Raw genomic sequence first — 19,896 nt, forward strand, 5'->3', positions numbered from 1 at the left:
CCTCAAGGATTCGGCGCGACAAACACGAGCACTTTCAAACGCTGCGCGCTGTGATTCTTCACGCCATGTTCCTCACCTGCCGCTGCCATGGTTCCCTGGCCCGCTCCCAAGACACGCTTTTCCGCGCCGACCTGAAACGTACCTTCGCCTTCCAGCACGACGTAGACCTTATCCTGTTCGCCGTGTATATGCCCCTTCTGTTCCTGCCCCGGTTCAAAACAATACATGTCGCAAAAGAACCTGGGGGTCTCGAAGAGGTTATTTTTTTTCATTTTCTCTTGGCTGAACTGCTGAAAATCCGAGAGGGCGATGACCTTCATGTCCTGGGCTCCGCGGGTAAGGATGAATGTGGAGTATTCGGCTGCTGCAAACGAGTCACGATACGATCGACTGAAATCAGATGGCGTGAGAGCCCCAGGTCTTGCGGGGGAATCCCCATGGCGAGCCCGAGTAATTGCGGGAGATGGAGAATGGGAAGATTCAGGTCGGTCTTCACCGCCCGCCCCGCGCGCTCCTGATAGATATCCAAGCTCATGTGGCAGAGCGGACAGGGTGTCACCATGAAATCCGCGCCGTGATCCTTCGCGTCTTTCATATTGGTCCCGGCCATGGCCACCGCGATGGCCTCCTTCTCCAAGATAATCGGGAAGCCGCAACATTTGGTCCGGCCTGCGTAGGCGACCGGTTCTCCGCCGACGGCGCGAATGATTTTCTCCAACGAGCTGGGATTCTCGGGATCATCGAAGCCCAGTTCCCACGAGGGGCGGAGCATGTAGCAGCCATAGAAGGGAGCGATACGGAACTCGCGAAACGGCGACCGGACGGTGTCAGTGATGCGGCTGAGTCCCAGATCGCGGACCGCGATCCACAAGAGATGTTTCACCTGCACGCCGCCGCCGTAGGAGATGCCGTCCTGCGCGAGGATCTTATTCACCCGCTCAAGGGTGGCGGGTTCACTCTTCAGGCGGCGATTGGCGGCGCTCATCACCCCCTGGCAGGTGCCGCAAATAGTCATCACGTCCAGCCCCATCCGCTCGGCCTGCGCAAAGGTGCGGGCGTTCAAGGCCAGGGCAAGGTCCGGGTCCGCTTCTCCAATAACGCCGGCTCCGCAACAGGACGAGGCTGCCAGTTCAACGACTTCGATGCCGAGGCGTCCGACGATCGCCATCGTCGATTGATAGAGTTCAGGCGTTGCACCTTTGGCGGCACAACCGGGGTAGAGGGCAAATTTCAGCGGCATGGGTCTCGTCGTGTCGTAGTATGTTCTGTCTGCGCCACCATAGCCTATTTCCCCCCTCCGTGAATAGCGTGGAGCCGGCGGATTCAGGAACACGCAGGAAGGCGTTGGTACGTTGGCACGTGGACCTTGGTTACGGAAGTTTGGACACGGTCTCTTTATAACTCTTCTTCAAATCGTCGAGCGTGTGGTTCAGGTTCTCTTTCAGTTTGTTCCAGCCTGAACTGGTTGATTGGCTCACCTCGTCGAACTGTTTTCTCGCCTCGTCTTTCTTGCGTTCGAGATCCAGCAGTGCCTTCTGTAAGTCGGATCGGGCTTCCACCGAGGCGGCATTGGTTTTCTTTTGCAACTCGGCGATCTTGATCTGGATCTCGGCCAACTCGGCCTGGAACGTCTTTTGAAACGATTCTTTCTGCTGCAGTGTGTACTGCTTTGTGGACTCGACCGCCTCCTTCGTCTCCTGAAGGACCTTGTCCGTTGTCGACGGTTGTGGCTGGTCTGCGGCAGCACGGCCCTCGGCACCGCCCGCAATGAGCGAGAGGCCCAGAACAATCCAGCACAGGACGGCCCTGCTGACAGTCCGGCGGGTAGCACGGCCTGGGTCAAAAGCCTGGCGCAGGTTGGCGCGAATGGGAGTGGAATTCCTCAATGCATTGAGCATGTTCTATGCCCTTTCCCCATTGCAAGGGCGGTTAATGTTTTCGGCAAGAAGAGCCGAAAAGGATTTACAACAAAAATTGTCTCGCAACCCTGACCGGTGGTGTAAGACCTATGAGTGCTGAACTTCCTCAAGCGACAACCCCCGTACCCACTGATTCTCTGGAACAACTGCTGATCGAACGGATCCGTAAGGGCGCCATCGAACTGCCGCTCTTGCCGCAGGTGGCGTCACGGATTCTGGCGATGGTCTACGATCCCGATGCCGAGGCGGCCAAGCTCGCCGAGCTGATTCACCAGGACCAGGCTCTCGCCGCCCACGTGATTCGCATCGCCAATTCTCCGGCCTACATGACCCGGAACCCGGTTGTTTCGCTGCAACATGCCGTGTCCATGTTGGGCATGAATTTGATGTCCGAACTGGCCTTCTCCGCGTCCATCAAAGGCAGTGCCTTCAAAGTGCCGGGATGGGATGATGAAGTCAAGAGCCTCTGGCACTATTCACTCGCCAGCGGTGCCTATGCCAAGGAAATTGCACGCATGCGGCGGTTCAATGTCGAAAGCGCCTACCTGTGTGGCCTGTTGCATGGGATCGGTCGTCCCGTGGTCTTACAGACCCTGGTGGCCTTGTCCAAGGAACAGGGCAGTACTCTCAGCAAGGAGTTGGTGCATCAACTCCTGGACGGGTATTACATCCAGGTCGGACTTCTGGTTGCAGACGATTGGGGTTTGCCGCCGCCGGTCGTGGAGTCTATCGGGTTTCATGTGGACTACCAATATGCCAAAACCGCCAAGCAGGAATGTATGACTACCTGCCTCGCCGGTCGATTGGCCAAACATTTTCTCGACCCTGACAGCATGGATGAAGCCACCGTGCGTGAGCATGTGATCTTCGCCGATCTGAACCTCTACCCCAAAGATGTGGATGCGTTACTGGCCCATAAAGACAAGGTCCGCGCCGTCGTGGAGGCGATGCCGTTATGATGCCGGCCAGTGCCTACGACATCGTGGTGGTCGGGAGCGGTCCCGCCGGTCAAAAGTCCGCCATTCAAGGGGCCAAGGCCGGCAAGAAGGTCGTCCTGATCGAACAGGAACAGGGAATCGGCGGCAACTGTGTCTACCGGGGTACCATTCCCAGCAAGACCTTACGCGAGACCGCGCTCCAGTTCGAACGTCTCAAACGGTCGAGTGAAGTGTTCGAGGGACGGCTGCGGCTCGATCTGCCCATGACCGTGCTCCTGCACCGCTTGGACGAAGTGGTCAAGGCCCACGAATGTTATATGGCCGATCAACTCTCTCGTAACGGCGTGACCTATCGGCATGGCCGTGCGCGTCTGGTGTCGCCCCACGAAGTGCAGTTGGAAACCGTCGATGGGGCCTCACAAACCCTGCTTGCTGAAACCATTGTGTTGGCAACGGGATCGCGGCCTCGCTCGGTTCCCGAGGCTCCCGTTGATCATGAACATGTGTTGGACAGCGATTCGATCCTGTCGATGATCTACCTGCCCCGCTCTCTGACCGTCCTGGGTTGCGGGCCGATCGCCTGTGAGTATGCATCGACGTTTGCGTTGCTCGGGGTCGAGGTCACGCTCATCGATCGAGCCAAGAGGCCGCTGTCGTTCATGGATCCGGAGATTGTCTCTGTGTTCCAGCGTGGTCTTGAGCGCCAGGGCGGACGGTTTTACCTCGGCCAGACGGTGACCGAAGTCGCGTGGGACGGGGTCTCGTCCGTCGTCGCGCGGTTGGCTAACGGCATGGTGGTCAAGAGTGAAAAGATGCTGGTGGCCCTCGGGCGTCAACCGAATGTCGAGGAACTGAATCTGGAGGCCGCGGGCCTGTCGTTGAATGAGAAGGGGCTGCTGCCGGTGGACGATCATGGGCAAACGGCGGTACCGCACATTTATGCAGCAGGTGACATGTTGGGTCGTCCCCCGGCCTTGGCGTCGCAGGCCATGGAGGATGGACGTCGGGCCGTCAGTCAGGCGTTGGGGCTGCCGGTCGGAGAATCGGTCAACCAGGTTCCCATCGGGATCTATACCATCCCTGAAATTGCCTCCATTGGGCTCGATGAGGAGCAAGCCGCGGCCCGCTACCGCGGACCTCTCGTGGGCCGTGCTCCGTTTACGGAAATCGCCAAGGGGCAGATTACCGGTGCCTGTGAGGGCCTGTTGAAACTCGTCACCGATCCTTCGGGCGAACGCCTCCTCGGTGTGCAAATTGTCGGTGAACATGCCACCGAACTGATCCACTTGGGACAGATGGCCTTGCAGGACGGTGCGACGATCGATCGCTTCATCGATACCATTTTTGGCTTTCCCACGTTCGCCGAAGCGTATCGCGTCGCCGCCCTCGATATTTTGGGTCAGCGCCGCAAACGACAGGAGAACGCTAAAGCCGCGTAACGTCTGTTCTGGTCCTCCCTCTTCCCTTCTGCTTTGACCCCCACACCCAATGTGCGCTACTCTCCGGGTCGGCCGGTCGTCCGATCACTGGAGGGTGTTCGCATGAACCGTGAGGAGCGGCGCCGCGAAGAAAAATTGCACGGCAAGCATGCGAAGCATGCCGCCGATGAGTCGGCCTTTCTGCGTGACGTGCAGTTGCATCACCAGGCCGGTCGGTTAGACGAAGCGGAGCGCGGCTATCGCCTCCTGCTGGACCGGCGCCCGTCAAACCCTGATGCCCTTCACGGACTAGGGCTCCTCCTCTATCGGCGGGGACACCTCAGAGAAGCGGTGTCCCGGCTTGCAGAGGCCCGCGCGATCGATACTCGCAATCCGGTCTATTGTTTCAATCACGGTGTCGTCCTACAGCGTGCCGGACTGTTGGCCGAAGCAGTGGACGCCTACGGCCGCGCCATCCAACTCAATCCCCGGTATATCGAACCTCGCACGAACCTCGGCAACGCCTACAAAGACCTCCGTCGACTTCCCGAGGCGCAGGCCACGTACGAAGAGGTCATTCGGCTCAAACCTGACCATGCCGAAGCGCATAACAATCTCGGGGTGGTCCTGAAAGAACAGGGACGAATCGATGCGGCCGCTGATGCCTACCGTCGCGCCATCGCGCTGAAGCCGAATCACGCCGAGGCACACAACAACCTCGGGCTCGTCCTCTTGGAGCAAGGACACACCGACGAGGCCATCCGAAGTTTCGAACGTGCGCTGCAGGCCCATCCCGGCTATGGCACCGCCCTCTACAACCTGGGAATCGCCTGGATCTGGCGTGAGGACACGCCTCAGGCATTGCGCTGTTTTCGCGAGACGGCCCAGGCCAAACATGCGCAGGGCCGCCCGGTCACCGACACGGCGGTCTTCCGCTCCCGACTGAAGCATGACGCCGAGCAGCTCGCCTATCTTTTTGACCGAGGTCTCCTTGGGGAAGAATGGCGTGGATACCATGACGCGCTGCTCCGCTTGCAGGCGCATGTGGAGCCGGCGACCGGCTCAAGTGCGGGAAACCGGGTGCCGGTTTCCCCTGCCGATCTTCAGCAGATTGCCCCCTCGTTTAATCGAATGCTGCACCTCGCGTCCTGTGAGGCGATCGCGGAGGGAGCGTTGGCGGCTGATTTGGACACGGCCGCGATTGAAGCGCGGTACCTCTCGACACAGCCGGAGGTCACGCATATCGATGGACTATTGTCCGAGGAGGCGTTGCGGCGGCTGCGGGAGTTCTGTTTGTCCTCGACGATCTGGAAGAAAGACTACGAGAACGGGTACATCGGGGCGTTTCTGGGTGACGGTTTTGCGACTCCCCTGCTGCTGCAAATCGCGGAGGAACTTCGCCGGCGGCTGCCGGGCATTTTCGGTGCACACCGCCTCACGCAGGCCTGGGCTTTTAAGCACGACAGCGCCAGGCGCGGCTTGAATATCCATGCCGATGCGGCCGCCGTGAACGTCAATTTCTGGATTACTCCGGACGAAGCGAATCTCGATCCTGCGAGCGGGGGGCTAGTGGTGTGGGACAAGGAAGCGCCGAGGGACTGGGACTTCAAGACGTACAACAGCGACAGCGCGCGCGGCCGGATCTACGAGTGGCTGAAGGAGCAGGGGGCGCGCGAGATCACGATTCCCTACCGCGCCAACCGGGCGGTGTTGTTCAACTCAGATTTGTTTCACGAAACCGACGACATTGCCTTCAAGGAGGGATTCACGAATCGGCGGATCAACGTCACGCTGCTGTACGGGCATCGACATCGCCCCTGAGCAGCTTCTCGAAATCCTCCGCGCAGACCGGGCGGCTGAACAGGTACCCTTGCACCTCGTCGCACCCTTCTTCCCGTAACCGTGCCAACTGCCCTTCCGTTTCCACGCCTTCGGCCAGCACCGAGAGATTTAAGCTGTGCGCCATCGCGATAATGGCGCGCGTGATCTTCACGTTGTTTTCGTTCGTCAGCAGGTCTCGCACGAACGATTGATCGATTTTCAACCGGCTCAGCGGAAACCGCTGGAGATAACTCAAGGACGAATACCCGGTCCCGAAGTCATCGATCGACAGGCGCACGCCCATGGTCCGCAACCCTTCCAGCATGGTGACGGAGGCTTCGACATCCCGCATCGCGATGGATTCGGTCAGCTCGAGTTCGAGCTGTGCGGGGTTCAAGCCGGAATCCCGCAACGCGTCGGCCACAGTGGCCGGGAGCGTCCTGCCATGGAACAGCGAGTTGGAGACGTTGGCCGAAATCGAGATGGCGGGAAGACCGGCGTTCTCCCAGGTCTTCACTTGGCGGCAGGCTTCACGCAACACCCATTCATCCATGGAGCGAATGAGTCCGGTGTCGATCGCCGCATTCAAGAAGACGCCGGGCGGCACCAGGCCGCGCTTGGGATGTTTCCATCGCACCAACGCTTCAGCCCCCAGGATTTTTCTGGAGTGGATGTTGAGCTTCGGCTGATAGAAGACGACGAACTCTTCCCGCTCCAAGGCGCGACGCAGTTCATTTTCCAAGTCCAGGCGATCGGCCGCCGCGGCGTTGAGCCCGGATGAATAAAACTGGCAATTGTTCCGGCCCTGTTCCTTCGCATGGTACATCGCGGTGTCGGCGTTCTTGAGCAGCGCTTCGACTGTGGAGCCGTCGGACGGATAGATCGAAATGCCGATACTGGCCGAAATAAAAATTTCGTGTCCCTCGATGACGAACGGGTGCGCCAACGATTCCAAAATGCGCCGGGCGACCCGCCCCGCATCCTCCGGTTGCGGCAAGGACGTCAGGAGAATGGTGAATTCGTCGCCGCCGAGTCGGGCGAGGGCGTGCATCGGTTCATGGTCGGCATGCCGGCTGACCGAGTCACTCTGCCGGACCGACTCGCTCAACCGTTCCGCAACGTGGGTCAGGAGCATGTCGCCCACCGTGTGGCCGAGCGTATCGTTGATGATTTTGAAGCGATCCAAGTCGATAAACAGCGTGGCGAGGTGTTGCTGGTGTCGCGCGGCATAGGAGATGGCATTTGAGAGCCGGTCCTTGAACAGGACGCGGTTGGCCAAGCCTGTCAGACTGTCATAGTAAGCCAGCTGATGGATGGCCCGTTCCGCCTGTTTGCGTTCGGTGATGTCCTGGGCCGTCCCGATGACCGTGACCTCATCTATTTCCTCTTCCCGCACCGCCTCGGCCTGCAGATGGATGACGAAGTCCGTGCCGTTCGGCAGCACGATCCGATGATCGATGTCGCAGGGGGTATGTTGGGCGACCAGCTGCTGCAGCGCACCGGTGACCAGCTCACGATCGTCCGGATGCACGAGAGTGAGAAACGCCTCGAAGGTGCCGGTGAAATCCTGCGGGCGCACGCCGACCAGCCGGCACAGTTCGTTCGACATGGCGAAACGATTCGTCTTGGGGTTCCAATCCCAGTTGCCGATGCGAGCGATACGTTGCGCCAGTTCCAGTCGGGATTCGCTCCGGATCAATGCGTGCAGGACGTTGTTGGTGCGGAGCATGTAGCGGACGTGATGGCACAGAATCGTGGCATTGACCGGCTTCGTGATGAAATCGGTGGCGCCGTGCTGGTAGGCCTGGGCGATGGAGTTCACATCGTCCAAGCCGGTGAGAATCAAAATGGGAATCCGTTTGCCGCGTGGCAGTGAGCGAATCCGGGAACAGGTTAAGTACCCGTCCACCTCGGGCATCATGATGTCGAGAATGACGAGATCCGACGGAAGCGCTTCAAACTTGGCCAGCGCATCCTTGCCGCCGGTCGCTTCGATGACGACCATGCCGGCAGGTTCCAGGGCATTCTTCACGAACAACCGCGTCAGAGGGTCATCGTCGGCGATCAAAATGGTCGGGCGGGCTTGAGTCATACGGTCAGTCTCATTCGAACATGGAGATGGTGCCGGGCATCGGCATGTAAGTCGCTATCGGCCCGGGTGCTGGAGTCCGGAGCAACCGAAACGCCGCTTGTGCCATACGCTCATACCAGCCTATCAAAGTTTTGTGGAAGTGCCAGAGAATTAGCAGTTGTGGTGGCCGTGCCGCCCGAAGAAATCTCCCTGAGTCAAAGGAGCTCAGGGAAAAGCGGTCCGCTCTGGTCGGTTACGCCAGACCGCCCCGGCCCTGCGTGTCGATCCCCGCGTCGAGGGGCTGTGGCATCTGCGCTCTCGCCTCGAGCACAATGCCGGTGAGCAGCTTCCGGACCCGGCTCATGAGCCCTCCCATGGTCAGCATCAGGAGCGTGACCATCACGAGCAGCAGCGGCACGATCACCAGGGCGACGTCACGAGCCAGATCGTCCTCCGATCGTGCGGTCGCCGCCTCCTGGGGCGCAACCGCGGCCAGTCTGACCCAGCCAGCAATCCGGTTGTCGCGGCGAATCGGCTCGACTACGATAAGCGCCGGCTTCCCCTTCTCCATCCCGAGCATGATGACGCTGCCTTGGCTCCGGCGTGCATTCAGCCAGGCCGGATCTTGCAGGCGGGTGCCGATGGCGGCGGGATTGCCTGCGGCCACAATCACGTTGTCCTCGGTGATGATGGCGGAAGACAGCAGACTTGCCTGCTGCGCATGCTCTTCCAGGGTCTGCTGGATTGCAGCCAGGCTCTCGCCGCCTAACGATTCGATGAACCAGGCCAGGGTTCTTGCCGTGGCATGGGCGCTGTGCTCCGTCGCCATGACGGCTGAGGCATTACGCTGGGAGACCAGGGAGCGGTCATGTTCCGCCAGCAGGTGATAGAGCGCCGCAGCGCAGCATCCTGAGACGAGGGCACTGATCAGGACCGCGGGAAGCCAGGTGCGAGGCAATCGCGATGCGGAAACGGGCGAGTCGGTCATGCTGTCTCCTCCTCAACGGGAAAGCGCAGTCAAATAGCCGGACCTTCTTCTCTCTCGTTGGCGCGTTCGTAAGGTTGCTTGGTGAGATTTTTGACGAGGGCTTGCAGGCGAATCCAGTGGTCTGGCTCCAAGGTGACGAACTCCAGTCCGACGCGCCCGTCGCGGCACCAGCGGACCACGGCTTGCTGGACCGTCAACGGCGTTTCGTCATTCGGCTGATGGATGCGGAGCGTCAGAAGCGTACCGGGATGCACCGCCGCCGGCGTGACGATGCCGCAGCCGCACAAGGACAAATCGACGACGCGACCTTCCCCGTCTACCCGGTTGACTGATGAAAAGGAGCTCTGGAAGTGAACGAAAACACGATGGTGCCGGCGTTGGTCCATGATGATGTGGCGTGAAACGACGGGTGATGGCTCCCCGATGCTATCGGCAATGTCTGACCGCTGCCTGCCCGCTCGTGCATCCAGCGCTAGCCCTTTATATTGCCAATCGGTTTCAATTCCGCCACTTTTTTTGTGATTCCCGCCTGGTCCACCGTTTCTACGACGTCGGAGATATTTTTGTATGCCAGTCCGGCTTCCTCGGCGAGGCCCGACATGGACACGGCTTTCACGAGAATGCCGTGTTGTTTCATGTCCCGGAGCAGCTGTTCGCCGCGGACCGTGCGTTTGGCCTGCGCGCGCGACATGGTGCGGCCGGACCCGTGCATGGTTGAGCCGAAGGTGTCGTGCATGGCGCGATCGGTGCCGACCAGGAGGTAGGAGCCGGTTTCCATCGAACCGCCGCAAATCACCGGCTGGCCGATGTCTCGATAACAAGCCGGCAGCTCCGGACTGCCGGGGCCGAACGCTCTGGTGGCGCCTTTGCGATGCACCAGCCACTCCCCGTCACCATACCGCTCCACTTTGGCGATGTTGTGCGCCACATCGTAGATGAGGTGCATGCCGAGTGCGTGCGGAGTCGAGTCGAAGACGGCGGCGAAGGCCTCACGGATTTGATGGGTGATGACCTGCCGGTTGGCGAACGCCGTGTTGGCGGCGCAATTCATCGCGCCGAAATACTCTTGTCCTTCCGGCGAACGAAAGGGGGCGCAGGCGAGTTGCTGATCCTTGACGGCGATGCCGTAGCGACGCATCGCCTTCTCGAATATTTTCAGATAGTCACTCGCGACTTGGTGGCCGAAGCCGCGCGAGCCGCAATGGACCATCACCACGATTTGATCATGACCGGTCAGTCCCATTGCCGCGGCCGTCTCCCGATCGAAGATACCTTTGTCGGAGAGGACCTGCACTTCCAAGTAGTGATTGCCGGATCCTAAGGTGCCGAGTTGGTTGATGCCGCGTTCAATCGCATAGTCCGTGACGTGCGTCGGGTCGGCGCCGTCGAGGCAGCCGCGTTCCTCGATGCGATCCAGATCCTCTTCCCACCCGTAGCCCTTGGCGATGCACCACCCCGCGCCCTTGCGCAAGACCTCGCGGAAGTCGCGCCGGTTGAGATTGACGAAGCCGCGCGAGCCGACTCCGGCCGGAATTCGTCGGAACAATTCCGTCATGAGCAATTCGAGTTTCGGCTGCACTTCGGACAGGGTCAGGTCGGTGCGGATCAAGCGCATGCCGCAGTTGATGTCGTACCCGACTCCCCCAGGAGAGATGATACCGTCCTCAGGATCGAACGCCGCGACCCCGCCGATGGGAAAGCCGTACCCCCAGTGGCCATCGGGCATGCAGAGCGCGTAGCGATGGATGCCGGGCAGGCAGGCGACGTTGGTGACCTGATCGAAGACCCCGCGATCCATGGAACCGAGAATGGCTGGACTCGCATAAATTCTCGCCGGGACCAGCATGCCGTCTTTTTCGGTCGGTGGAATTTCCCACAGGTAGTCGTCGATGCGGTTGACGTGCATGTCGGTGTTGAGCCTCATCGATGTACCTCACTGTTCGGCAAGCACGACAGCATACGAACCACTGCTTCAGACATCCAGCACCACCCGAGTGGTCCACTGGTTTCCTTCGTGAGTTACCGCGTAGAGATGTTTCGTCACGCCTTTGACGTCCGAGCGAAGTTCTTGCGTGGCTGGATCGACCGGCGCGCCGCTCAGGTCCGCGTGGAGATGCCAGGCCGAGCCGTCGGCCTCCTGGGTCAGCTGTAGTGCGGCCTGATGAAACACCACGCCTTCCGCATCCTTGAGATACACCAATCGTCCCAACCACTCGAACAACAGCGTGTCGACGTCCGGCTCGGACAGATCGACGGTGCGGTGCCAGGTGTGCGCGACGGAGGCCGGATCGGCGAGGCTGTGCAGGAGTGCGTCTGTCGCGGCCTCGAAGAGCGCTGCCAATGAATCGCCTTCGGCCTCGAAGGCCATATCGGCTATCGCGATGTCGTCGAGGAATCGAAAGGTGCCCGGCATGGGCGTCAGCCGAGACCGGCGCGGCGGCGCGCGGCGGAGAAGATCGCCCGGACTTGCTCGATCCCCGGGATCGTATGGCCGAAGGGCAGCGGAACCTTGCCTTTGAAAAACATACGCAGGCCCAGCGGCATGACGTGCAACACGCGTTGCAGATTGATGCCGACCACTTTCAGCGGCATCAAGGCCTCGTTCAAGCGCCCTTCCTGCCGGACGAGGTCGACAAAGCCGGTGATGTGGCGGGCGCCCTCGGCGGTGGTCAAGCCATGCCGCAGTGAAGAGCGGCGCAAGCGAATGATCGCCTCCATCGGTTGGACGTCTTTGGGACAGACCTGCACACACATGTTGCAGCGGGTACAATCCCAGATCCCGTCGTCTTCCTGGAGCGCTGAGAGCCGGACCTGTTTGGCGTCCGACGGTTCGCGCGGGTCTGCCACAAATCGGGCCGCCTTGGCCAGCGCCGCTGGACCGAGAAATCCCTTCGACACTTCGTGTGAGGTACAGGCGGCCACGCAGGCCCCGCACATAATGCAGGCATCTACGTTGTGAAATTGGTAGGTCTCCGGCAGCAACCGCAGTTGCCCCGATGGCCCGTAACGCTTTGTGGGATGGGTGACCGGCGTCAGCCAGGGTGTCACGGCTCGAATCTTCTCCCAGAACGGCGCCATATCGACGACCAGGTCTTTGATGAGCGGAAGATTCGGCAGGGGCTGGATCGTGATTTTGCCGTGACGCTCCAATTCCTTGCGGACAGAGGTGCGACAGGCGAGTTTCTGCGTGCCGTTGATCTGCATGGCGCAGGAGCCGCAGATCGCAGAGCGGCAGGAATAGCGCAGCGCCAAGCGGCCGTCCAACTCGTTCTTGATGCGGATGAGCCCCTCGAGCACGGTCATGCCTCGCCCGATGTCGAGACGATAGTCTTCCTGGTGCGGGTGCTGGTCGGTTTCGGGGTTGAAGCGCTGGATGGTGAAGGTCAGGCGCATAGAATCGTGAGGCGTGAACCGTACAACGTGAAACGGATAACGGGAGCCGCACCTCCGTTGAGAGGCCGTTTACCCTGGATCAGCCGAGCTCAAACACTTTCGGATAGTTCGTGAGATTGCGGCAGCCGTCCTTGGTGACAAGCACCATGTCCTCGATACGGACCGCGCCCAACCCCGGATAGTAGAGGCCCGGTTCCACCGTCACGACGTGGCCCTCCTGGAGCAGCGATCCTGTTCGGCTGATGCGCGGCGCTTCGTGAATATCGAGACCGACGCCGTGTCCCGTGCCGTGAAAGTAGCCCTGCATGCGGCCGTTGACCAGGCCGGTCTTGTACCCAGCCTTTTCGAACCGATCGCAAATGCCTTGATGAATCACCGCGCCGTCGGCACCGTCGCGAATGTTGGTAATGGCTTCTTCCTGCGCGTCTTTGACGGTCTGGTACAGCTTCGTCAATTCCGGCGAAGGTCGCCCGCGCACCACCGTGCGCGACATGTCGGCGAAGTAACGGGAATCGGCCGAGCGCGGGAATACGTCGAAGATAATGCTGCGATGCGCCGGCAACGGGCCGCTGCCTTCGTCGTGCGGATCGCAAGCCTGCTCCCCGCCTGCCACGATGGTATGTTGTGCCACACAGTCGCATTCCATGAGCGCGACGTTGATCAACTTCTTCACGCGTTCCGAGGTCAGTATCTCGCCGTCAAGCCAGAGCACATTGTCGCGAATCTCGGCTCGACGAAGACTAGCGTGCGCGGCAGCCACGGCGGTTTCGGTTGCCCGCTGCGCCGCCTCGATGTGGCGAACTTCTTCGTCCGATTTCATCACCCGCCGTTCATAAAACGGTTCGCGCTTTGTACGGAGCCGGTACCCGAGTTCCTGCAGCCGTTGCGCGTGGAGAAACGGAAACGTCGGCGGCACCAGAATCTCGTGCAGTCCTGCGTCCTGCAGGACCAGATGGATGACATCGATATTACCAGGATCTTTGACGCCCTGGGACTTCGCGCGCCGTTCCAATTCGGAGTACGACAACACGCGATCGACGGTGGCCTGATGACGAGCCCGGTCAACCTCCAGGTCGCTCATGATCATCAGCCGCTCCCCTTTCACCTCCAGGTAAATGAAGGGGTCGGGTGCGATGAACTTCGTGGCGTAATAGAGATTCGAGTCCGTTTCGCTGGCGGCGATGAAGAGGGTCGCGTTGGGGCCGGACGTCTGGTTGTGCTCCGTGGAGTGACTCATGAGGTCAAAGCGATCAGATGATTCGGATGCTATCACGCGGTCCGAAGGTGGTCAAGGCGTGGCCGGGACGCGGGCCGGCGATTGCGGGACGTCGATCGGCGGCGGTGCGGAGGGTGGCGTTTGGATTTCCAGCGCCGGGTCGAACAGCGGTTCCTTTTCCTCCTGCGGCGAGAGAATGTCGATCGGCAGCATGACCGTATTCTTCAACAGATCGAACGCGAGCTGCGCGACACCGGTGAGTCCCGTGGTGAAGGATTTCATCGGCAGATAAGTCACTTCCGGGTCGTCGATCGATCCCTTCACCTGGAAGAGTGCCGTCGCGAGCCCCTTGCGGTCTCCGGCCATCAGGCGCCCGAAGAGCGGGATCGATTTCAAAAACTGCGAGTAGGAGCCGAAGGGGCTGACCGCCCAGATCATGTCGAGCTGATCGGTGGGCAAGTCGTAACTGCCGACGGCCGAGATCTTTAGTACCGGGCTGTCCAGAATGATGTTCTGCGTCTTCACCAAGCCGTTCTGCACCGTCAGGGTGGCGCTGGCGCGGTTGTACTGGAGCCCTTCCTTTTCAAGATCAACCTTGCCTTGCAAGACGGCCGGTAGGTTCAGGATGGACAGGATCTTCCAGATGGCACGCTTTTCCGTTTTGAGGATGCGGCCATCCTGCAGGACAAGTTCAACCTTCCCATTCAGTGTGGGCAGGATACCGTGCGGATTGCGTCCGTGCCCGCGCAGCGCGCCGGTGAGCTTCATGTCGCCGGTCACCGGTTGATCGTTCGCGCCGAGCAGCGGGAGCAGGGCTTCGACGGGAATGCCGGTCATGCGCACCGAGGTTTCCGTTTCAGCCGGCTCGCCCTTCGGCAGGTGCACCACCATCCGGCCCGCCGCATGGCCGGTGCCCGATTGTGTCACGACGCGGTCGAGATCCAGCATGCCGTCTTGAATGGTGAGCCGTCCCGAGAGCCCGCCGAACCGCAGATGCTTATAGAGGCCTTTTTCGATGGTGGCGGTGGCGCTCACCTGGCTGGTCGAGGCCAACGTCTCCAGGAATTCCCGGATCGGCGAGCGGTGCCCCTTGGGGATGAGCAGGTCGAGATCCATCTGCGCCGATTCGATTTTGACCGCGATGACTGGTTTGGTCGTCCAATTCTTTAATGCCCCCGAGAGGCTCACATCGCTGTCCTTGATCCGGAACGACAACTGCTTGATGTCGGCGATGTTCTTGGAAAACTTCAAGCGAAGGTAGATGTCTTCGACCGCGCCGTCCACGCCTTTCAGCGTCATCAGGCCGTTGGTGAGCGCGAGCCACCCACTCGTCCGCCAGTTTTTCCACTCGGCATCCGCCCCCTTCACGTCCATGGAGACTTCAAGTCTGCCGGCCTCGAATCCACTGCGGTAGACCCATTCCGGCAGACTGGAGACGGACACGGTGCCCGTGGCGAGTGAGGCGTCGATCGAGAACTGATCGCCCAGGATGATGCGGCCCTTCAGCGGCAGCCGTAGCGGCGGCACCACGAGTTCAAGACGCGAAATGACCAGGCCGGTGCCTTTGGTCACATCGGCGTCGAGTTCCAGGGAGGCCGGTGAGCCGAACGGTTTTTCGCCGAGCGTCGGGAGCACGAGCTTCGCCTCGTTCAGGCCGATTTCTCCGCGCAGGTGCGGTGCACCGGACGGGCCGGACAGCTGCACCTTGGCGGTGACCATGCCGTACAACAGGTCGTCGGGAAAGGTGCCGGCCGAGAGCATCTGTCGAAGTTGGGTGGCGCTGCCCTTCGCGCGAATCACGAAATCCTGGAAGACGCTGGGCGTACCGCCGCCGATCATGCCGTTGAACTGGAGTTGAGCCTCCCCGACGTTGGCCGTGACCTGATCGAACTGCACGCCGCCGGTTTGCGAGAAGATGATGCGCCCGTGCATGGCCGTCAGCCGTTGCGGCAACGACGGATTCAGGAGGCTGACCTGCTCGGTCAACACCTCCCCGCCCGCGAAGGTGATGCCGTCCGGTTTGTCCAGCGGGCCGACGAGGCGGAACGTCGGATGGGTCTGCCCCTCGATTTCACGCGACTGCGCGAGCAGCGACGTGAGCTTGTCCGCGCGAATGGTCTTGGTGAGAAATCTCACGAGGTCGGCGGCCGTCATGTCGCCGCTGATGTCCAATTCCATCCAGGGCCCGTCGTCCAGAAACGAGACCACAGCTTTGCCGTCGGTGATCGTGAGATTCCCGTACTCGCCGCTCAGCTTGCCGACGCGGATGCGTCCCGGTTCCACCGAGACGGTGGCCGTCAGATCCTGGGTCGGTACAAGGTCGTTGCCGATGAGGGCCGTGCCTTTGTCGATGCGGAAATCGCCCGTGAGCGACAGTTGCGGGCTGGGTGCCGTGGCGCCGGTCAGGGTGGCGGAGAGGATCTCCACTGTGCCGCCCAGTTGCCGCCGTTCAACGAGCGCCGGCAATTGCGCGTGGATCCACTGCGCCGGTATCCGCGCGAAGAGCTGCCGAAGGTCGATCGAGGGCGCGGCGAAGGTGATGGAAAACGTCGGTTGCGAGGTCAGCAGTCCGGCCATGTTGGCCTTGCCGGTGACGGCCAACTCATCGACATTGGCGGCAATTTGGGTGAGCACCACGTCATAGCCTGCGACACCAGGGGCCACGCGGATATGGCTTTGGAGACTAGCACCGCCCTGCAGTTGCTGGGGAACCGGCCTGGGGCCGAAGAAGTCGGCGGCCTCGCGCAGACGCAGGTTGGTCGTGTCGATCTCGCCCTCGAATTGAAACGCAGGATGGACCGAATAGGGCTCCTCGGCCGCCAACGAGGAGGACGATTCGCTCAGACTGATCGTGCCGGTCAGGGAAACGGACGAGGGGACGCCGGTGGTCGGCAGCGCCGCGGAAATATGCAGGTCTCCTTGGGCCTTCCCTGGATAGACTTTGAGCGCCATTTCGACCGATTCCAGCTTGGTCGTCCGGACGCCGTCTGGTCGTGCCTCGTCGGTGACGGTGATATGGCCTTTCTGAATGGTCGCCTCCCGGATTTGGAGCAGACGACTGAACATCTGGTAGGCCGATTCGTCTTTGGCCGCTGAGGGCAATCCGGCCAGCACGTTCCAGTGGCCGGACCGGTTGCGGATCAATGTCACCGTCGGTTCATTGAGAAAGATGCGTTTGGCCACCACCTGCTTCTTCAGCAGCGGGAGCAGGCGCAGCACGATATCGATTTCTTTGGCGGAAAAAACGACGTGGGTTGGGTCGTCGTGGCCGTAAATGCCGACGTTGGTGAGTTCGAGGCGAATGCTGGGCAGCACCACGAGTTTGATGCGATCGACTTCGATCTTACGGCGCAGGCTGGTTTCGAGTTGCTGAAGGAAGAAGTTTTTGAGGATGTCGACGCCGAACAACTCGCGCGAATAAAGGAGGATGAGTACCCCCGCGACCACTAGGCCAACTAGCGACAGCACCACCGTGCGGGGACGAACCCTCACTGATCCTCCTCTAAGTAGAGCAACAACGCAGTGTACTGGATGCGTGCGCGTGAAATCCATACAGAGGCGTGCTTCAGAGGCGTAAAACGTGAAAGGTCTCTATCCCTCTCCTTTCACATTTCACCTCGTGCATGCACGGGTCTATAATGCGCCGGCCGCCGGTCGGCGGGGCACTGGGAGAATCACGAGTGAGGTCTGACACCTCGACGAGACAACCGCGCTGGGGCATCCTTGCCTTGCTGTTTGCAATCAGCGCGGTGACCTACATGGACCGGGTCAACATTTCCGTCACGGCCCGGCAGATGATGCCGGCCTATGGTCTCACCGATCAGGACATGGGCTACGTGTTTTCCGCCTTTGTCTTCGGCTACGCGCTCTGCCAAATTCCCGGCGGTCGCCTGGGTGATCGCTGGGGAGCACGTGTGGTGTTGGCCTGTGCCCTCCTCTGGTGGTCGCTCTGTACGGTATTGACTGCCGTGGTCGCCACCCTGCCGTTGGCCACGTTGGTCGGTACCGTGGGCGCATTGGTCATTGTGCGTTTCCTACTCGGCGTGGGCGAGTCGGTGGCCCTGCCGAATTTCAATCGCGCCGTGGCCGATTGGATGCCGCCAGGGCAACGTGGGCTCGGCATCGGCATCGCCATCGGGGGCATCGGCATCGGTGCGGCCATCACGCCTCCCCTCGCCTCCTGGGTCATGGTGAACTATCACTGGCAATCGGTGTTTTATCTTTCGGCCTTGATCGGTCTGGTGGTGGCCTTGTTATGGGTATTCTGCTCGCGGGATGGGCGGAAGGGCGTGGTGACCGCAGAGACCGCTCATGCCCCGATCCCCTGGCGGAAGATTCTCGCCTCACGCTCCCTCTGGTGGCTCGTCGCGAGTTACTCTTGCCTCGGCTACGTGGCCTACATTTATATGAGTTGGTTTTATCTCTACTTGGTGAACGTGCGCGGCATCGACCTGTTGCGTGGCGGGTGGTTGGCGGCCGGACCCTTTCTCGCCATCCTGCTGTTCTGCCCGCTTGGCGGTTTGATCACAGACAAGCTCGTGCCCAAGCTCGGGTTGCGTAAGGCCAGACTGTCAATCGGCATGATCGGGATGACGCTGGCTGGTGGGTTGATTGCGGTCGGCGCCTGGGTGGAGTCGCACACCATGGCGATCGTGTGCCTGTCGCTCGGCGCCGGCTGGCTGTACTTCACCGTCGGCGCCTATTGGAGCGTGACGACCGATCTGTCGAAGACCCACGCGGGCACCTTGTCGGGCGTGATGAATACGGGCGCTAACGTAGGCGGGGTGATTTCGCCGAGCCTCACACCCTGGCTCGCGGATCACTGGGGCTGGACAGCGTCGCTACTGGTCGCTGCGGTGATTGCGCTCTGTGGAGGGCTGATGTGGATGAAGGTCGATCCGGAGGAAGGATTGAGAGAGTGAGTATACCCTTCAATGCTGCCCGCTCATTTGCTATCTCCTTTGCCGTTTTCTTTGAGGAATAAATTCCGATAGCGGCTCGGCTGACTGCGCCAATACTGTTTCGGCGCCTGCACTTGGCCTCCCAAGTGAGCTGCCGCATGCCAAGGCCAGCGCGGATCGTAGAGGATGGCTCGCGCAAGCGCGATCATGTCCGCATCGCCTCTGCTCACGATCGATTCGGCTTGGTCGTAGTCGGTGATGAGTCCCACGGCGATCACCGGCATAGACACCGCCTGCTTGACCGCACGGGCGAGCGGCACCTGGTAGCCGGGGCCCACAGGAATCTGCTGGCGCGGATCGAGCCCGCCGCTACTGATATGAATCGCCGCGCACCCACGTGCCTCCAGAGCCTTGGCGAACACCATGGTCTCCTCGATGTCCCAGCCGCCTTCAACCCAGTCTGTGCCGGACACACGAACCGTTACAGGCCGATCAGACCGGAATGCGGCACGCACGGCATCAAACACTTCGAGCGGAAACCGCATGCGATGTTCGAGTCGCCCTCCGTACTCGTCGTCCCGGCGGTTCGAAAGCGGTGAGAGAAATTCATGGAGTAAATATCCATGGGCGACATGAATCTGCACGCCGTCGAGGCCAAGCCGCGCCGCGCGCCGGGCCGAAGCGGCGAACGATTCGCGGATGTGTTTCAGAGCAGTGTGATCCAATGCTCTCGGCGGATGCTCGCCGCTTGCAAACGGGGTTGGCGACGGGGCGACAGTCTGCCACCCGTGATTGTGGCTGGGAGGAAATTGTTCCCCTCCTTCCCAGGGTACGTCGGTCGACGCCTTTCGGCCTGCATGGGCCAGCTGGATGATGAGGGGGATGTCCGACCAACGGCGGATGCTCTCGATCGTGCGTGCCATGGCAGCTTCAGTGGCATCGTTCCAGAGCCCTGTATCCGCATAGGTGATGCGGCCTTCCGGCTCAACGGCGGAGGCTTCGATCGTCAGCGCCGCCGCCCCGGAGAGGGCGAGGTGGCCTAGGTGAATGAGGTGCCAGTCGGTCATTTGCCCATCGACCGCCGAATACTGGCACATCGGCGCAATGACGATCCGGTTGCTCAGCGTGAGCCCGCCGACTTGGATTGGTTCGAACAGTTTTGGAGTAGCCATAATCACTTTCTTAGCAGGTGTGTGATCGATAAGAAAAGGGGAAGACGGGTGAGAGGGCT

The 19,896-nt window shown here is 60.8% G+C and carries 16 protein-coding genes; 4 read left to right on the forward strand and 12 right to left on the reverse strand.

Annotated features, from left to right (window positions below):
• Positions 1–2: 2 nt before the first annotated feature.
• The 3 genes from JNL86_00870 to JNL86_00880 form a co-directional block, all read right to left on the reverse strand.
• The gene (locus JNL86_00870) at positions 3–320 is read right to left on the reverse strand and encodes a cupin domain-containing protein (GenBank protein ID MBL8041454.1); all 318 of its coding nucleotides are present in this window, start codon (positions 318–320) and stop codon (positions 3–5) included.
• Positions 317–1,240 (reverse strand): CoB--CoM heterodisulfide reductase iron-sulfur subunit B family protein, encoded by a 924-nt coding sequence (locus JNL86_00875; GenBank protein MBL8041455.1) that lies wholly within the window; start codon positions 1,238–1,240, stop codon positions 317–319. Before JNL86_00875 ends, JNL86_00870 begins: the two co-directional genes overlap by 4 nt.
• Before the next feature lie 130 nt (positions 1,241–1,370).
• Complete coding sequence (locus JNL86_00880; GenBank protein MBL8041456.1) at positions 1,371–1,898, reverse strand: hypothetical protein; 528 nt, start codon at positions 1,896–1,898, stop codon at positions 1,371–1,373.
• 110 nt (positions 1,899–2,008) lie between these two features.
• On the opposite strand from JNL86_00880, the gene JNL86_00885 reads away from it, so the two are divergent.
• The 3 genes from JNL86_00885 (at position 2,009) to JNL86_00895 (ending at position 6,096) form a co-directional block, all read left to right on the forward strand.
• Positions 2,009–2,878, forward strand: coding sequence for an HDOD domain-containing protein (locus JNL86_00885; GenBank protein ID MBL8041457.1), 870 nt, complete (start codon positions 2,009–2,011; stop codon positions 2,876–2,878).
• A complete protein-coding gene (gene sthA / locus JNL86_00890) occupies positions 2,878–4,296 on the forward strand; it encodes a Si-specific NAD(P)(+) transhydrogenase (protein ID MBL8041458.1) in 1,419 nt (472 codons plus the stop codon). The genes JNL86_00885 and sthA overlap by 1 nt, the downstream gene beginning before the upstream one ends.
• Positions 4,297–4,398: 102 nt before the next feature.
• Positions 4,399–6,096, forward strand: coding sequence for a tetratricopeptide repeat protein (locus JNL86_00895; protein MBL8041459.1), 1,698 nt, complete (start codon positions 4,399–4,401; stop codon positions 6,094–6,096).
• Here the strand turns inward: JNL86_00895 and JNL86_00900 are convergent.
• From JNL86_00900 to JNL86_00935, 8 genes are all read right to left on the reverse strand, one after another.
• Positions 6,062–8,188 carry an EAL domain-containing protein gene (locus JNL86_00900; GenBank protein MBL8041460.1) on the reverse strand — a complete coding sequence of 709 codons (2,127 nt, stop codon included), beginning with the start codon at positions 8,186–8,188 and terminating at the stop codon, positions 6,062–6,064. The genes JNL86_00895 and JNL86_00900 overlap by 35 nt on opposite strands.
• Before the next feature lie 232 nt (positions 8,189–8,420).
• The gene (locus JNL86_00905; GenBank protein MBL8041461.1) at positions 8,421–9,155 is read right to left on the reverse strand and encodes a hypothetical protein; all 735 of its coding nucleotides are present in this window, start codon (positions 9,153–9,155) and stop codon (positions 8,421–8,423) included.
• A 29-nt stretch (positions 9,156–9,184) separates the two neighbouring features.
• Positions 9,185–9,541: a PilZ domain-containing protein gene (locus JNL86_00910; protein ID MBL8041462.1), complete on the reverse strand. Its 357-nt coding sequence runs from the start codon at positions 9,539–9,541 to the stop codon at positions 9,185–9,187.
• A gap of 86 nt (positions 9,542–9,627) precedes the next feature.
• The gene (locus JNL86_00915) at positions 9,628–11,079 is read right to left on the reverse strand and encodes an RtcB family protein (GenBank protein MBL8041463.1); all 1,452 of its coding nucleotides are present in this window, start codon (positions 11,077–11,079) and stop codon (positions 9,628–9,630) included.
• A gap of 48 nt (positions 11,080–11,127) precedes the next feature.
• The gene (locus JNL86_00920; GenBank protein MBL8041464.1) at positions 11,128–11,568 is read right to left on the reverse strand and encodes an archease; all 441 of its coding nucleotides are present in this window, start codon (positions 11,566–11,568) and stop codon (positions 11,128–11,130) included.
• Positions 11,569–11,573: 5 nt separating this feature from the next.
• On the reverse strand, positions 11,574–12,548 hold the full coding sequence (sdhB, locus tag JNL86_00925) for a succinate dehydrogenase iron-sulfur subunit (GenBank protein MBL8041465.1): 975 nt from the start codon (positions 12,546–12,548) through the stop codon (positions 11,574–11,576).
• A 79-nt stretch (positions 12,549–12,627) separates the two neighbouring features.
• Positions 12,628–13,785, reverse strand: a complete 1,158-nt coding sequence (locus tag JNL86_00930; GenBank protein ID MBL8041466.1) for an aminopeptidase P family protein — start codon at positions 13,783–13,785, stop codon at positions 12,628–12,630.
• A 51-nt stretch (positions 13,786–13,836) separates the two neighbouring features.
• On the reverse strand, positions 13,837–17,256 hold the full coding sequence (locus JNL86_00935; protein MBL8041467.1) for an AsmA-like C-terminal domain-containing protein: 3,420 nt from the start codon (positions 17,254–17,256) through the stop codon (positions 13,837–13,839).
• A 188-nt stretch (positions 17,257–17,444) separates the two neighbouring features.
• Between JNL86_00935 and JNL86_00940 the strand changes: the two genes are divergently transcribed.
• On the forward strand, positions 17,445–18,686 hold the full coding sequence (locus JNL86_00940; GenBank protein MBL8041468.1) for an MFS transporter: 1,242 nt from the start codon (positions 17,445–17,447) through the stop codon (positions 18,684–18,686).
• Positions 18,687–18,709: 23 nt separating this feature from the next.
• Here JNL86_00940 and JNL86_00945 read toward each other — a convergent pair whose 3' ends face one another.
• Positions 18,710–19,837, reverse strand: coding sequence for an NADH:flavin oxidoreductase/NADH oxidase (locus JNL86_00945; GenBank protein ID MBL8041469.1), 1,128 nt, complete (start codon positions 19,835–19,837; stop codon positions 18,710–18,712).
• Between the last annotated feature and the right edge of the window lie 59 nt (positions 19,838–19,896).

Origin of the sequence: Nitrospira sp., from assembly GCA_016788885.1 — a bacterium.
Classification (GTDB): Bacteria; Nitrospirota; Nitrospiria; order Nitrospirales; family Nitrospiraceae; genus Nitrospira_A.